At 67.0% G+C, this 14,700-nt stretch carries 13 protein-coding genes; 7 read left to right on the top strand and 6 right to left on the bottom strand.

The window, feature by feature from the left end:
- Positions 1-27 precede the first annotated feature (27 nt).
- A complete protein-coding gene (locus QZM67_RS09070) occupies positions 28-951 on the bottom strand; it encodes a LysR substrate-binding domain-containing protein (RefSeq protein WP_043192025.1) in 924 nt (307 codons plus the stop codon).
- A 394-nt stretch (positions 952-1,345) separates the two neighbouring features.
- On the opposite strand from QZM67_RS09070, the gene QZM67_RS09065 reads away from it, so the two are divergent.
- Both QZM67_RS09065 and QZM67_RS09060 read left to right on the top strand, forming a co-directional pair.
- Positions 1,346-2,767: a cytosine permease gene (locus tag QZM67_RS09065; protein WP_301801960.1), complete on the top strand. Its 1,422-nt coding sequence runs from the start codon at positions 1,346-1,348 to the stop codon at positions 2,765-2,767.
- A gap of 330 nt (positions 2,768-3,097) precedes the next feature.
- Complete coding sequence (locus QZM67_RS09060) at positions 3,098-3,484, top strand: RidA family protein (RefSeq protein WP_175021718.1); 387 nt, start codon at positions 3,098-3,100, stop codon at positions 3,482-3,484.
- 87 nt (positions 3,485-3,571) lie between these two features.
- Here the strand turns inward: QZM67_RS09060 and QZM67_RS09055 are convergent, their stop codons facing one another.
- The 4 genes from QZM67_RS09055 to QZM67_RS09040 form a co-directional block, all read right to left on the bottom strand.
- Complete coding sequence (locus QZM67_RS09055; protein ID WP_301801958.1) at positions 3,572-5,851, bottom strand: FdhF/YdeP family oxidoreductase; 2,280 nt, start codon at positions 5,849-5,851, stop codon at positions 3,572-3,574.
- Positions 5,852-5,976: 125 nt separating this feature from the next.
- A complete protein-coding gene (locus QZM67_RS09050; RefSeq protein WP_301801957.1) occupies positions 5,977-8,826 on the bottom strand; it encodes an ATP-dependent Clp protease ATP-binding subunit in 2,850 nt (949 codons plus the stop codon).
- Positions 8,827-9,447: 621 nt separating this feature from the next.
- Positions 9,448-9,717, bottom strand: coding sequence for a hypothetical protein (locus tag QZM67_RS09045; RefSeq protein ID WP_122950572.1), 270 nt, complete (start codon positions 9,715-9,717; stop codon positions 9,448-9,450).
- 104 nt (positions 9,718-9,821) lie between these two features.
- Complete coding sequence (locus QZM67_RS09040; RefSeq protein ID WP_301801956.1) at positions 9,822-10,637, bottom strand: family 1 encapsulin nanocompartment shell protein; 816 nt, start codon at positions 10,635-10,637, stop codon at positions 9,822-9,824.
- A gap of 451 nt (positions 10,638-11,088) precedes the next feature.
- Between QZM67_RS09040 and QZM67_RS09035 the strand changes: the two genes are divergently transcribed.
- On the top strand, positions 11,089-11,478 hold the full coding sequence (locus tag QZM67_RS09035) for a GIY-YIG nuclease family protein (RefSeq protein WP_175021723.1): 390 nt from the start codon (positions 11,089-11,091) through the stop codon (positions 11,476-11,478).
- 179 nt (positions 11,479-11,657) lie between these two features.
- Here the strand turns inward: QZM67_RS09035 and QZM67_RS09030 are convergent, their stop codons facing one another.
- Positions 11,658-12,719, bottom strand: a complete 1,062-nt coding sequence (locus tag QZM67_RS09030; RefSeq protein WP_175021724.1) for a Dyp-type peroxidase — start codon at positions 12,717-12,719, stop codon at positions 11,658-11,660.
- A 368-nt stretch (positions 12,720-13,087) separates the two neighbouring features.
- Between QZM67_RS09030 and QZM67_RS09025 the strand changes: the two genes are divergently transcribed.
- From QZM67_RS09025 to QZM67_RS09010, 4 genes are all read left to right on the top strand, one after another.
- Complete coding sequence (locus tag QZM67_RS09025) at positions 13,088-13,459, top strand: LysR family transcriptional regulator (RefSeq protein WP_301801955.1); 372 nt, start codon at positions 13,088-13,090, stop codon at positions 13,457-13,459.
- Positions 13,456-13,905, top strand: coding sequence for a phosphate-starvation-inducible protein PsiE (locus QZM67_RS09020; RefSeq protein WP_043192008.1), 450 nt, complete (start codon positions 13,456-13,458; stop codon positions 13,903-13,905). The genes QZM67_RS09025 and QZM67_RS09020 overlap by 4 nt, the downstream gene beginning before the upstream one ends.
- A 54-nt stretch (positions 13,906-13,959) precedes the next feature.
- On the top strand, positions 13,960-14,157 hold the full coding sequence (locus QZM67_RS09015; RefSeq protein ID WP_175021726.1) for a hypothetical protein: 198 nt from the start codon (positions 13,960-13,962) through the stop codon (positions 14,155-14,157).
- A gap of 68 nt (positions 14,158-14,225) precedes the next feature.
- A complete protein-coding gene (locus tag QZM67_RS09010; RefSeq protein WP_043192005.1) occupies positions 14,226-14,681 on the top strand; it encodes a DUF1269 domain-containing protein in 456 nt (151 codons plus the stop codon).
- The last annotated feature ends 19 nt before the right edge of the window (positions 14,682-14,700 follow it).

Genomic DNA, 14,700 nt, shown 5'->3' with positions numbered 1-14,700 from the left:
CCCGCGGCGCGTGCGTTTTCCTGTTCCTTATCGCGCCGTTTCCGCGACGATCTGCGCGAGCCGTTCGCGGCAGAAATCGACGAACGACTGCGCCTGCTTCGTGAGCTGACCGCGCTTCAGCCGCGCGCTGACGAGCCCCGACGGGCTCACCGTTTCGCTGAGGCCGATCGTCACGACCCGCTGGCCGTCGTATGTGTATTCGGAATGCGGGCGCGTGACGAGCAGCGAGAAGCCGAACCCCTGGCCGACCATCCCGCGCACCATCTCGATCGACGGCGATCCGAACACGATGTTCGGCGTCAGCCCGAGTTCGTGAAAGAGGCTGACGAAATACGTGCGGCTCGGCTGTACGTCGAGCAGGATCATCGGCTCGACGCAGAGGTCGCGCAACGACACGTGCGACTGGCCCGCGAACCGGTGGTTCTCCGGCAGCAGCACGTACGGCTGCTGCGGCGGCATCAGCGGTTCGGTCTCGATCGTGCCGTCGAGGTCGTGGTCGTACATGAGCGCGAGATCGAACGTGCCGGACGTCAGGCCCTGCACGAGTTCCTGCTGGTCGCCGTCGCGCAGCCGGATGTTCACGCCCGGGTAGCGCTCGCGAAAGCCCGCGATCAGTTGCGGCAGATAGAGCGGCGCGACCGTCTCGAAGCAACCGATGTCGATCTGCCCGGTGATGACGTCGTTGTCGGCGAGCGCGTTCTGCTCGAACTCGTGCGAGATGCGCAGCAGCTCCTGCGCTTTCCGGTAGAAGCGCGTGCCGCTCGGCGTGAGCGACACGCCCTGCGCGTGATGGCGGATGAACAGCTTCACGCCGAAGCTTTCCTCCAGCCCCTTGATCGCGCTGGAGATCGACGGCTGCGCGATGAAGAGCTGGCGCGATGCCTCGGCGACACTGCCGGATTCCACCGTCGTCACGAAGTATTTCAGTTGCCGCAAAGTGTAGTGAGCCACAAGCACCTCTGATGCACGGCCCCGGCGTGCCGCCGCGGGCGCTATCTGTCCATGGTTTGCGTAGCACCTTACCTGAAAGCTCCCCGGTGCCGAAATGTCCGCTGCAGAGCTTTTTCGTATGTCCCGGAAATATTTTTAGTATTTTCCGGCCGCGATGCGCGTGGCGCACCATCGTCTCCAACCTGGATCACGACGTTCACGAGGCGGCCGTGCATGCGCCGGCGGGAGAGTTATTCCGTCCCCGCATGCGCATCGTCCGTTTCGTTCGACACCGCCGCGCGGGCACGCGGTGCGTCGTCGCTCGCGTATCCGGACCCGATGGCAGGCGCGTCCCCCAACGCGCGCCGGCTGACACGGCACGCGCGCATCGCCGCGCAGGACAGGAGACATCACCATGACGAACGTGGACCGCACTGCGTCCCCGATGATAGAGAAGCACACGATCGGCTACGTGCCGCCCGCGGAGCGCCACGGCAAGGTGCGCGACCTGTTCACGCTCTGGTTCGGCGGCAACATCGCGCCGCTGCCGATCGTGACCGGCGCGCTTGGCGTGCAGATCTTCCACCTGAACCTGATGTGGGCCATCGTCGCGATCGTCGTCGGCCAGGCGGTCGGCGGCGTGCTGATGGCGCTGCATTCGGCGCAAGGGCCGCAGATGGGCATCCCGCAGATGATCCAGAGCCGCGCGCAGTTCGGTTCGTGGGGCGCGCTGCTCGTGACCGTGATCGCGGCCGTGATGTACGTCGGCTTTTTTGCGTCGAACATCGTGCTCGCCGGGAAGTCGGTGCACGGCATCGCGTCGTCGGTGCCGGTGCCGGTCGGCATCGTGATCGGCGCGGTGGGGTCGGGGCTGATCGGGATAGTCGGCTACCGGTTCATCCACATCCTGAACCGGATCGGCACGTGGGTGCTCGGCATCGGTATCGTTGTCGGCTTCTGGATGATCCTCACGCACGTGACGACCGACGATTTCCTGACACGCGGCGGCTTCGATTTCGCGGGCTGGCTCGCGACGGTGTCGCTGTCGGCGTTGTGGCAGATCGCATTCGCGCCGTACGTGTCGGACTACTCGCGCTATCTGCCGGAGGACGTCGGCGTGGCGTCGACGTTCTGGGCGACCTATCTCGGCTGCACGATCGGCTCGACGCTCGCGTTCATCTTCGGTGCGGTCGCGGTGCTCGCGGTGCCGGCCGGCGCGGACACGATGGATGCGGTCAAGCAGGCGACGGGCCCGCTCGGCCCGCTGATGCTCGTGCTGTTCCTGCTGAGCGTGATCAGCCACAACGCGCTGAACCTGTACGGCGCGGTGCTCGCGGTGATCACGTCGGTGCAGACGTTCGCGTACAAGTGGATTCCGACCGCGAAGGCGCGCGCGGTGGTGTCGGTCGTGATCTTCGTCGCCTGCTGCTACGCGGCGATCGGCGCGTCGACGAACTTCGTCGGCAACCTCGTCGATCTCGTGCTCGCGCTGCTCGTCGTGCTGGTGCCGTGGACGGCGATCAACCTGATCGACTTCTATGTGATCCATAAGGGCAAGTACGACATCAAGTCGATCTTCATGGCCGATGGCGGGACCTACGGCCGCTTCAATCCGCAGGCGCTGCTCGCGTATGCGATCGGCATCCTCGTGCAGATTCCGTTCATGAACACGCCGATGTATGCAGGCCCGATTCCCGCGCATCTCGGCGGCGCGGACCTGTCGTGGCTCGTGGGGCTCGCGCTGACGTCGCCGCTGTACTACTGGCTCGCGACGCGCGACAGCGCGTATCGGCGCCGGCAGACGGGCGCGACGATACCGCCGACGGCGGCGCGTTGATCGGCGCATGGCTCAGTGCGCGGGAGGCGGGCAGGGTGCCGTCTCCTGCGCTGCGTGGTGGAGGGGGCGGTGAATGCCGAATACCGGATGCAGGCTTGCCGTGCGGTCATCGCACCGCGGTCCCGGATCCGGCAGGTAACGCGTCCGGTCGTTCGCGACGAGATGGGGAAACCGCAGATGGAGTAGAGTGCATCGTCCGGTCCGGCCGGATGTGCGGGAAACGCAGCGATGCGACCGCGCATACGGCCACACGCGACCGGATCGCATCTCCATCCGCCGATGCCGACAACCGGCCGCGGCGGGCCCGACAATCGATCGTGGAGCAGGAACATGCCCCTTCAGCTGCATAATCCGGCCGGCGTCGCCGAGCCGTTTTCCCATTACAGTCACGGCGTCTCGGCGCCGGTCCAGGCACGCTGGCTGCACATCTCCGGCCAGGTCGGAGCCGCGCCCGACGGCAGTGTGCCGGAGGATCCCGAGCAGCAAATGGAACTGGCCTGGGACAACCTGTTCGCCGTGCTGGCCGATGCCGGCATGGTGGCGTCGGATCTGGTCAAGGTGGACGGGTTCCTGACCCGTCCGGATCTGGTGCCGCTCTATCGCACCGTGCGCGAGCGGCGGTTGGGCGGCCATGCGAGCGCATCGACCGTCGTGATCGTCAGCGGCCTGGTCGTGCCGGCACTGCTGGTCGAGATCCAGGCGGTCGCGGCGAAGTAGCCGGGCGAGCCGTGCGCGGCACGGCGCCCGCGGCCGGCGGCAGGCCCGCGGGGCGCGCCGATTCGCGCCCGCGAACCTGACGCTGCTTCAGACCACCGCGGAGCGTGCGACGCGCACCGGCACCGACTTGTACGACGGCGTGCCGCTTTCCTTGTCGATGTAGTCGAGCGGCACGAGCACGTTCGCTTCCGGGTAGTACGCGCCGACCGACCCCGGCGCGATGTCGTACTCGATCGCGGTGATCTTCTCGAGACGCAGCGCGCGGCCCGATGCGGTGACCGTCTCGATGTCGACGAGGTCGCCGTGTTCGAGCCCGTACTTCGCGAGATCGGCGGGGTTCATGAACAGCACGTCGCGCCGCCCGAACACGCCGCGATAGCGGTCGTCGAGTCCATAGATCGTCGTGTTGTACTGGTCGTGGCTGCGCAGCGTGATCAGCCGCAACACCTGCTCGGCGCCGAGCACGTCGGCATCTTCCTTCACGCCCTTGTAGACCGAGAACATCGCCTTGCCGGTCGGCGTCGGCCACACGCGCTCGGTGGGCGGCAGCGGCAGGCGGAAGCCGCCCGGCGTGCGGATGCGCTCGTTGAACGCCTCGAAGCCGGACACCGTGCGGTCGATCAGGTCGCGGATGCGGTCGTAGTCGGCGATCAGGTCGAGCCATGCGACCTTGCTGTTCGGCAGCGTCGCATGCGCGATCCCGGCGACGATCGCGGGCTCCGAGCGCAACTGGTCGGACGCCGGCTTGAGCTTGCCGGCCGATGCGTGGACCATCGACATCGAATCCTCGACGGTGATCGACTGCCGGCCGGTTGCCTGCATGTCGAGTTCGGTGCGGCCGAGCACGGGCAGGATGAAGGTTTCCTTGCCGACCAGGAGGTGCGAACGATTCAGCTTCGTGCCGAGATGCACGCTCAGGTCGAGTTTCGCCATCGCCGGGAACGACAGCTCGGGATCGGGCAGCGCGACCGCGAAGTTGCCGCCGAGGCACAGCAGCGCCTTCGCGCTGCCGTCGATCATTGCCTGCATCGCTTGCACCGCGTCATGCCCGTGATGCGCGGGCGGCGTGAAGCCGCACACGTCCTCGATCTTCTTCAGGAACTCGGCCGACGGCTTCTCGGTGATGCCGACCGTGCGGTTGCCCTGCACGTTCGAATGGCCGCGCAGCGGGCAGACGCCGGCGCCGGGTTTGCCGATGTTGCCGCGCATCAGCAGCAGGTCGGCGATCAGGCGCACGGTTGCCGTGCCCTTGTTGTGCTGCGTGACGCCCATGCCGTACGTGACGATCGTCGCGTTCGACTTCGCGTAGGCGAGCGCGACCTGTTCGAGCTGCGCCTGGCTGAGCCCGCTCGCGCGCTCGATGTCGCCCCACGACGTGGCTTCGAGGTCAGCCGAGAACGCGTCGAAGCCGTTCGTGTGCTGCGCGATGAAGTCGCGGTCGAGCACGTCGCCGCGCTCGGCTTCGAGCTGCAGCAGCGCCTTCATGATGCCCTTCAATGCGGCCGCGTCGCCGCCGGCGTCGACCTGGTAGTACGTCGATGCGATCCGGGTCGAGCCGAACGACGCCATCTCGATCATGTCCTGCGGATCGGCGAAGCGTTCGAGCGCGCGTTCGCGCAGCGGGTTGAACACGATGATCGGCACGTTGCGGCGCGAGCACTCGTGCAGCGTGCCCATCATCCGCGGGTGGTTCGTGCCGGGGTTGTGGCCGATCGAGATGATCAGCTCGCAGTGGTCGAAATCCTCCAGCGATACGGTGCCCTTGCCGATACCGATCGACTGCGGCAGGCCGACGCTGGTCGGTTCGTGGCACATGTTCGAGCAGTCGGGAAAGTTGTTGGTGCCGAGCTCGCGTGCGAACAACTGGTACAGGTACGCGGCTTCGTTCGATGCACGGCCCGACGTATAGAACTCGACCTGCTCGGGCGTCAGCGCGCGCAGCACTTCGCCGATGCGCGCGAACGCGTCGTCCCATTCGATTGCGCGGAACGTGTCGGACGCGCGGTCATAGACGAGCGGATGCGTGAGCCGGCCCATGTTCTCCAGCTCGTAGTCCGACATGCGCAGCAGCGACGACACGGTATTCGCCGCGAAGAACTCGGGCGTCACGCGCTTGGTCGTCGCTTCCCACGTGACGGCTTTCGCGCCGTTCTCGCAGAACTGGAACGTCGATTTGTGTTCCTTGTCGGGCCATGCGCAGCCGGGGCAGTCGAAGCCGTCGGGCTGGTTGGTCCGCATCAGCACGATCGGTGCTTCGATGGTTTCCATTTGCGTGCGCACCGCATCGGCTGTCGCGCGAAGCGCGCCCCAACCACCGGCGGGCCCGTCGTACTTCCTGATGCCTGGCACTTCGCGTCGATTTGTCATGTGAATCTCCATCTGCCGGTCCCGATGCGGGCGGCTCGGTTTGCGCCGTGTCGCGGCGTGGGGCGGCTCCGTCGCATGGACGTAGCCGGTCATGCGTGCCCCGGGCGAGCGGGGCACGCGGGGTTTCAGTGCGCGTCCTTCTTCGCGCCGGACGACTTCTTGCCGGACGGTTTCGCGGCAGGCGCGGGCGGCGGTGCATCGGCGGGCGTGTCGCCTGCCTTGGCCTCGCCGGTGGCCTTGGCCGCCTTGCCGTTCGGTTTCGCCTTGCCGTCGGCGTCCTTCTTAGCGTCCTTGGCCTCCTTCGCTTCAGGCGCCGCGAGCTTGTTGAACTTCACTTCGTCGCTGGCCTTGTCGTAGTCGACTTCGCATCGATCGCCCGACTGCAACCGGTCGGCAAGGATCTCCTTTGCGAGCCGCGTCTCGATGGTCTGGCGGATCTGGCGTTTCAGCTCGCGCGCACCGAACTCCGGCTGGTAGCCGGCTTCGGTCAGGTGCTCGACGAGCGAGTCGCCCATCACGAGCGTGATGTCCTGCGCGGCGGCCGTGCGCACCACGCGGTCGAGCTGGATCTGCACGATCGCGCGGATGTTCTCCTTCGACAGCGCGTGGAAGACGATCACCTCGTCGATCCGGTTCAGGAACTCGGGGCGGAAATGGCCCTTCAGCACCTGCATCAGTTCTTCGCGGATCGCCTTGTCGGTCTTGCGCGCGGCTTCCGGCTGCGTGAGGTTGTCCATGATGATCGTGGCGCCGAGGTTGCTGGTCGCGATGATGATCGTGTTGCTGAAGTCGACCACACGGCCCTTGCCGTCGGTCAGGCGGCCGTCGTCGAACACCTGCAGCAGCACGTTGTAGACGTCCGGATGCGCCTTCTCGATCTCGTCGAGCAGGATCACGCTGTACGGGCGGCGCCGCACGCGCTCGGTGAGCTGGCCGCCTTCGTCGTAGCCGACGTAGCCGGGCGGCGCGCCGATCAGCCGCGCGACCGCGTGCCGTTCCATGTATTCGGACATGTCGATGCGGATGATCGCCTGCTCGTCGCCGAACACGGTCTCGGCGAGCGCCTTCGCGAGTTCGGTCTTGCCGACACCCGTCGGCCCGAGGAACAGGAACGTCGCGATCGGCCGGTGCGTCTGGCCGAGCCCCGCGCGGGACAGCCGCACCGCATCGCTGACAGCTACCACCGCGTCGCTCTGGCCCACCACGCGCTCGCGCAGTTGCTCTTCCATCTTCAGCAGCTTCTGGCGTTCTTCCTGCGTGAGTTCGGACACCGGGATGCCGGTCAGCCGCGACACGACCTCGGCCACCGATTCGACGGTCACTTCGAGCGTCTCGGAGCCGGTCTTGCGCTGCCACGCCTCCATCATCTCGTCGACGGCTTTCTGTTTCTCGTTGATCTGCTCCTCGAACTGCTTCGCCTGGTCGAAGCGCTTGCGCGACGTCGCGTAGTCCTGTTCGCGCTTCAACTGCGCGATCTGCGCTTCGCCTTCCTGGATGTCGACCGGGCGCGACGTCGCACCGATCCGCACGCGCGCGGCGGCCTGGTCGATCAGGTCGATCGCCTTGTCGGGCAGGAAGCGCGACGTGATGTAGCGGTCGGCGAATTCCGCGGCCGCGACGAACGCATCGTCGGAGAACGTCACCTGGTGGTGCGCCTCGAGGCTGTCGCGCAGCCCGCGCAGGATCACGATCGTCTGCTCGACGCTCGGCTCCGGCACGAACACCGGCTGGAAGCGCCGTTCGAGCGCCGCGTCCTTCTCGATGTACTTCTGGTATTCGTTGAGCGTCGTCGCGCCGATCAGGCTCAGCTCGCCGCGCGCGAGCGCGGGCTTCAGCACGTTCGCGATGTCGAGACCGCCTTCGCCGCCGCCCTGACCCGCGCCGACGATCGTGTGCAGCTCGTCGATGAACAGGATCAGTTCGTCATGCTTCGCAGTGACTTCGTCGATCAGCTGCTTCGCGCGCTCCTCGAACTCGCCGCGATACTTCGCGCCGGCCACCATCGAGTTGATGTTGACTTCGACGAGCCGCTTGCCGCGCAGCACCTCGGGCACGTCGCCGTTGACGATCCGCTGCGCGAGCCCTTCGACGATCGCCGTCTTGCCGACCCCCGGCTCGCCGATCAGCACCGGGTTGTTCTTCTTGCGGCGCGCGAGCACCTCGATCGTGCTCTCGATTTCCTGCGCGCGGCCGAGCACCGGGTCGAGCTTGCCCTGGCGCGCGATCGCGGTGAGGTCGCGGCCGAACTTGTCGAGGTTCGGCGTGCCGGTCGGCGCATCGACGCGGCCGTCCTCGGCACCCTTGCCGACCACCTTCACGACTTTCTGGCGCAGCGCCTCGGGCGTCACGCCGTATTTCTTCAGCAGCGTGCCGGCGATGCTGTCCGGTACCGATGCGAGGCCGATCAGCAGGTGCTCGGGGCCGATGTACGAGTGACCGAGATCGCGCGACGCCTGGAACGCGTACTGCACGGCCTTCTTCACGCGCGGCGAGATCGACAGCTTGTCGAGCGGCGCATCGGGGTCGGCCGTGCCGGTGTGCGCATGCTGGTCGATGTACGACCGGATGTCCTGCGGCGACAGCTTCAATTCTTTCAGCAGCGCGGCGCACACGTCGGTGTCCGCGAGCGCGTACAGCAGGTGTTCGGAATCGAGCTCGCTGCGGCGCAGCTCGTGCGCCTTCTCGGCCGCGCGCTGCAGCAGTTCCAGCGTCTGCTCGCTGAACGCGTCGGTCGGGTCGACCGATTCGCGCGGAATCTCGGCGGCGAGCGGCGCTTCGTCGTCGAGCCCGCCGAACAGCGACGACGAGCCGCCACCGCCCAGCAGCGAGTCGAACGGGTTCAGCATGCTTTGATGCCGCATCAGCTGACGGAAGTGGTAATCGCAGATCGAGATCGTCTTGCGCTCGCCGTCCTGCATCACGGTTGCGCGCGCGACGGCCGGCCGGGCGTGGCAGATATCGCAAAGTGCGGGCATGGTGGTCTGGCTCCTGTCGGTGAAAGTGGGTCGAAGGGTGAAGTTCCGATGCGGTGCGGCGCTTGGCGCATCCCGACCGCGAACGCACGGCACGCAACACGGCGGCGCGCGGGCAGCGCTCGGGCTGTCGTGCAGCGCGCGTCGGCGTCGTGCACGGTCGCGGTCAGGGCGGCAAGCGTGCGTGCCGGGAGGAGCCCACGGCATCGCTTCGACTGCGTTCAAAATAGCGAATCGGCGGAAGCCATCCAAGACACAGTTCCGCAACGGCCCGGCCGCGAATTGCACCCTCGTATGCGGGTGCGCACGGGTGGCAAGGAGTACAGACGGGCGGGCGCGCGGCGGCACGGGCGTGCGCGGCGGATGCAGCGGGTGAGGGCAGGAGGCGGGAACGGGCAGAACGCGAGCGGATCGCGGTGCGACATCGGCGCGCAGGGCGCTGCTTGCGGGCGGGGCGGCGGCGATGCGGGAGGACAAGCGCGGCGCAAGCGCCGCAGCGTGTGCGTGCCCCGACCGGCTATGCGCAACCCCCCACGCACCGCAGACGATGCGTGTGTGACGGCCGAAGGCGAGGGCGAGTTGCACGGTCCGGGCCGGACACGGCGCAACCGTGGCGTGCCGCGGTCAATCCGGGAGGGTCATCGCGAGCCGTTGCCGGGCGATCTGCTTCACGTCGGTTGACAGTGCCGCATTCGGTAGACCATTGGCCCAGACGGAGAACGAATCCTCGATCAGGTTGCGCGTGTCGGGCGGCAACTCCGCCAGGACCAGCGACATGACGGTGAACAGCACGGCGGTGTCGCCGGCCTGGCTGCTCGCGTTCGCATCGACCGCCTGCTTCAGGTGGTCGACCGACGCCTGCAGCGCCTGCAATGCCTCATTCGAATCGCTCATCACACACTCCATGCAAGATGGGTTCGATCGGCGACGAACATGCGGCCGGCGGTGCGGCTGGTCGCGCGCGACGCCCGGCGGGCATCGCGCGCGGGCAATCGCGGTCAGGCCGCCGTGTTGCCCTGCGGCGCCACGGCTACCGATGCTTCGCTCGTCAGCATCAGGAACGTGAACGTTTCGCGCAGGTACAGGCGGACGACCTTGTCGGTATGGCTCGTGTAGCCGATGGATACGTCTTCCCCGAGATGCAGTTCGTAATCGCCGCCGCGCGTGGACAGCACGCAGCCGCCGCTGATCGCCGGCGCCCAGATGATCTCGCCGCTGACGATCCGCTTGATGTGGCCGAGGACCGGATAGCCCTGGTCGCGCGCCTCGCTGAGCGCCGTGTATGCATCCGAACCGAGCACCACCGAGTACGGGCCGTCGACGCCGGCGAGCCGCAGCGCCTCGAGCGCGTCGCTGATCGCGTCGGGATACGCGCCGACGTCCGCCGGCAGCGTGAGCTTGCGGTTCGACGTGCCTTCGCGGATGCCGAGAATGCCTGCCGCCTGGTAGCCGTCGAAAATCGCGTCGTCTTCGGCGAACGCGAGCCGCTGCGCGGCGTCCTTCGCCGGTTGCCAGTCGGCGTCGCGCGCGCCGCGCTCGACGCTGTCGATCGCATCGCGGCTCAACTCGAACGGCACCGTCAGCTCGACGATCGTGCGGACTTCGCGCAGCCGCGCATTCACTTGCTCGCGCGGGGCGGCGACTTCGACGAGGTGCCCGGTACCGACGGCCGACAGCTCGGGGCCTTCGGGGCCGTCGACGTCGACGACGCGGCGGCCGGCCACCGATCGTTTGAACGTGCGTGCCACTTCCTCCTCGATTTGTTGCCAGGCGGAAGACGAGATCGGGGCGAGTTCGCGGTGCAGGTTATTCATGGGTTCTTGTTGCCTCACGTCTGCGAAAACACTTCATGGTGGGCCAATCGGCTGAAGGACTGCGCCTGATGCCAGGCATGCCGATCGCGGGCGAAAATGCATATTAGCAGGCTCTATTGACACCACTGCAGCACAAATCGAAACGACACCCTGCGGTGGCGCAACTGTTCTGCAATTCGCGTGTGGGGCGAGGGTGTGTGCGCGTGCGGCATGCGGCGATGGGATGGCCGCGATACCAGGGGCGGGCCGGCGGTAACGCCGTTCGGGCTGCGTTCGATGCTGTGCGGAATCATTTCCGGTCGACGGCCTGTCGCGTGTCGTGCATTCTTACGAACATTCATCCGGCAGGGTTTCCGGAAGCCGGGGTTGGGCGGCGTTCAGTCGTCGCGACCGGGCGCGGATGAATCATAGACACAGCCTATTGAAGCTTCACAACACGTGGAGGTCGTTCATGGCACTGCAACTCGTTTCGCCCGAAGACAAATACATGTTGAAGACGGGCGTGATCAATCACGAGGATGTCATCGGGCATTTGCGGCAGGTATTGAACTCGTTTGCCGCGAAGCCGGAGTACAGCAAGTTCTATATCGGCATCACCAGTGACCTGTACACCCGGCTGGCGAAACATCGAGCCACCAAGCCCGATTTCAAACTGATGTGCCCGATCTACCTCGAAGCGCACAACCTGGTCGGGAACGCGTTCGACCGGCTGGAGCGCAAGGCGATCGAGACATTCCGTACCGGCATCACGCACCCTCGGTCCGGTGAGCGGCTGCTGGCATGCAGCAACGGCCCGGGTGGGGCGCTGCCGAAGAACTGGCTGTATATCCTGGTCGGCTGATTCGTCGAGGCCGAGCGCCGGGAATGCATGCCTCTGCGCGTCACGGCCTGCACGCGAGGGGCAGCCCCTGTGCAGCGCCGCACGCCCTCTCCGCACGCGCGCCCCGGCCGACTGAACGACGGCCGTTCCGGACACGCCCGGCGCGGGGTTGCGCGCCGGACTGCCGTCGGCACCTTGCCTTACGACGGCACGCCTTTCAGCGAGCCGATTTTCAGCGAGCCTTCGCGATGCGGCGTGGCTGACGTCGCTTCCGGCTGCGCGGCGTCTGCGGCCGGCGCCGCGCGATCGGCGAGCGCTTCGAGCAGATCGGCGGACGGCACGAAGAACAGCGAGCCGGTGACCGCGCGGCTGTAGTCGAGCAGGCGGTCGTAGTTGCCGGGCGGGCGGCCGACGAACATGTTCTCGAGCATCTGCTCGATCGGCGCCGGCGAGCGCGCATAGCCGATGAAGTAGGTGCCGAATTCGCCTGAACCCGGGCGCCCGAACGGCATGTTGTCGCGCAGGATCTTCACTTCCTGGCCGTCCTCGTCGAGCGTGGTCAGCGAGCTGTGCGAGCACGACGGCTTCACGTCCGGCGCGAGCTCGATGTCGGCGAGCTTGGTGCGGCCGATGATGCGCTCCTGCGTCTCGACCGCGAGCGCGTTCCAGCCGGCCATGTCGTGCAGGTACTTCTGCACGATCACGTAGCTGCCGCCCGCGAATTCGTCATCCTCGTCGCCGATCACCGTGAAGTCGACCGCCTCGCGGCCTTCCGGGTTCTCGGTGCCGTCGACGAAGCCGATCATCGCGCGCTGGTCGAAATTGCGGAAGCCGTGCACCTCGTCGACGACCGTGACGGCATCGCCGAGCGCGCCGAGCAGCTGCGTCGCGAGTTCGAAGCACAGATCCATCGCTTCCGCGCGGATGTGCAGCAGGATGTCGCCCGGCGTCGCGACCGCGACACGCTGCCCCGCACCGAATTCGCGGAACGGATGCAGCGCGGCGGGGCGCGGGTTGCCGAACAGCGCATCCCAGGCGTCGGCGCCGAAGCCGCACACGCAGGTGAGGTTGCCGCCCGGCACGCGCTTGCCGACCGAGCGCACGAGCGCGGCGATGTCGCCGCACCATGAACGGATCGTGTCGGCGTGATCGGCGCCGGGATTGATCGTCGCCACGAGGAAGATCGCGCTGCGCGTGATCGTGCTGTGAACGTTTTGGGAGAGCGGGGGAGGTGTCTGCATCGTGGCCTGCCGGTCAGTCATGTCGGGACGGAAGTGCCGTGGTGCGCGAAGGCGAACGGTTGAACTGTGTCATGCGACTGTTCTCTTTGTGTCATGCGGATGAAGGACATTGCGCGGATCTCGCGCAACGGGCCGCAGCGGTGGCGGCCGGCCGCACGGCGCGTGACCTGCCCGCACCGCGTAACGTCGTCGAGCAAGCAATCTAGCAGCTTCGGCCAGTCTTTGGAACACGTATTGCCAATCTGTCATTCGAATGCGTCAAACAGGGCCGGATTTCGTGCGATGCCCGCGCAGCTGTACTCCTGGCGTGCGCGGCGCTGTGCTCTTGAGCACCGGTGCCGCGTGCAGTAGATTAGGTCCCGCTGCGCCCGCCGACGAGGAGCGTCATCATGAACCTGCTGGAAGCGATGCGTGTGTATGTCGCGGTGGTCGAGCATGGCGGCCTGTCCGGCGCCGCGTCCGAACTGCGGCTCGACGAAGCGCAGGTGAGCGAACGGATCGACGGTCTCGAACGGTATCTCGGCTGCCGCCTGCTGCTGTGCCGCGAGCACGACGATGTCGCCTGCACCGACGCGGGCGACGCGTTCCACGTGTGCTGCCGCCGGACGCTGTCCGCGGTCGAGCAGGCGATTGGCGCGGCCGGTCCGCAAGCGGCGGATGGGCCGGATGCGCACGATGCCGTGCATGCCGCCGCGCGTGATGCGGTTTTCCCGCCGCCGCCCGGTGCCGCCCATGCCTCAACACAGCGACTGTCACCTTGAATACGACCACCATTCCCTGCTCGCCCGCCGAGCGCATTCGCCGCCGCTTCGGCCATTTCCTTCACGCGGCCGAACTGGCCGGGCTGATCGTGATCGGGCTCGCGACCGCGTTCGCGATGACGCAGGAAGCGTGGAAGGTCGTGCTCGCGGGCGAAGTATCGCTGACCGACCTGCTGCTGATGTTCCTGTATCTGGAAGTGCTCGCGATGGACGTGCGCTACCTGCGGCTCGGCCGGCTGCCGGTGCGGTTTCCGCTGTTCATTGCGATGACGTCGCTCGCGCGCGACCTGATCCTGCGCGGCGCGACCGACAGCCCCGAACGGATGCTGATGACAACGTTCGGCATCGTGCTGCTCGCGGTGGGCGTGCTGATCCTGAGTTTCGGCCAGCATCGGTTTCCGGCCGACGTCGACGATGTCGAGGAGGATGCGCATGCGCGCCGGTGACGCACGAGCGGCAAGCCGTATGCATGGTCCATGTCTCTGCCAGGAGGGTGCCGGATGAGCACGCATACCGTTGAAACGAAACAGGCGATCGAACTGCAGCATGCGGCGTCGAACGCTTACCGGCTGGCGCGCGACACGCGCGATGCCGATCCGGTGCTGGCTCGCGCGCCGTCCGTCGCCGGGCTGCAGCGGGCGGCTGCGCACGCGTATGCCGATGCGGCGCGTGCGCGTGCGGCGGCCACCGGCATCTGAATCGAATCCGGCCGTGCCGCATGTGCGGCGGCGGCTGCAACTGACTATCCAACCGAGCGAGGTGTCGAATGACCAAGCAACTGATCGTCGCCGTGTTCGGCAGCGTCGACACGGCCCGAGAGGCCGCGAACGATTTCGAGGCGCTGTCGGAGAAGGACGAAGGATTCCACGTCGAGAACGGCGTCGTCGTCGAGAAGGACGCGACCGGCAAGCTCGCGGTACTCCACGCCGAATCGCGGCCGTTCAAGGGCGGCGTGATCGGCGCGATCGCGGGCGGCTTGCTCGGCCTGCTGGCCGGGCCGCTCGGCGTGGTCACCGGCATGGCGGCCGGCGCGGGGGCCGGCATTCTCGCGGAAGCGGCCGGCAACGCGCTGCTCGACGGCACGTTCGTCGAGACGGTTGCGGCACGGCTCGTGCCCGGCAGCGTCGCGGTCATTCTGGAGGCGAAGGAAGACACGCCGTTCTCGGTGGACAACGTCGTGACGGGATTCGGCGGCAAGGTCTACCGTCAGGCACTCGATTGAGACCATCCCTTTCGAACGG

Origin of the sequence: Burkholderia sp. AU45251 (assembly GCF_030482905.1) — a bacterium.
GTDB classification, from domain to species: Bacteria; Pseudomonadota; Gammaproteobacteria; order Burkholderiales; family Burkholderiaceae; genus Burkholderia; species Burkholderia aenigmatica.
Note: the sequence above shows the minus strand (reverse complement) of the source record. Positions and strands in the feature narration are given on the sequence as shown.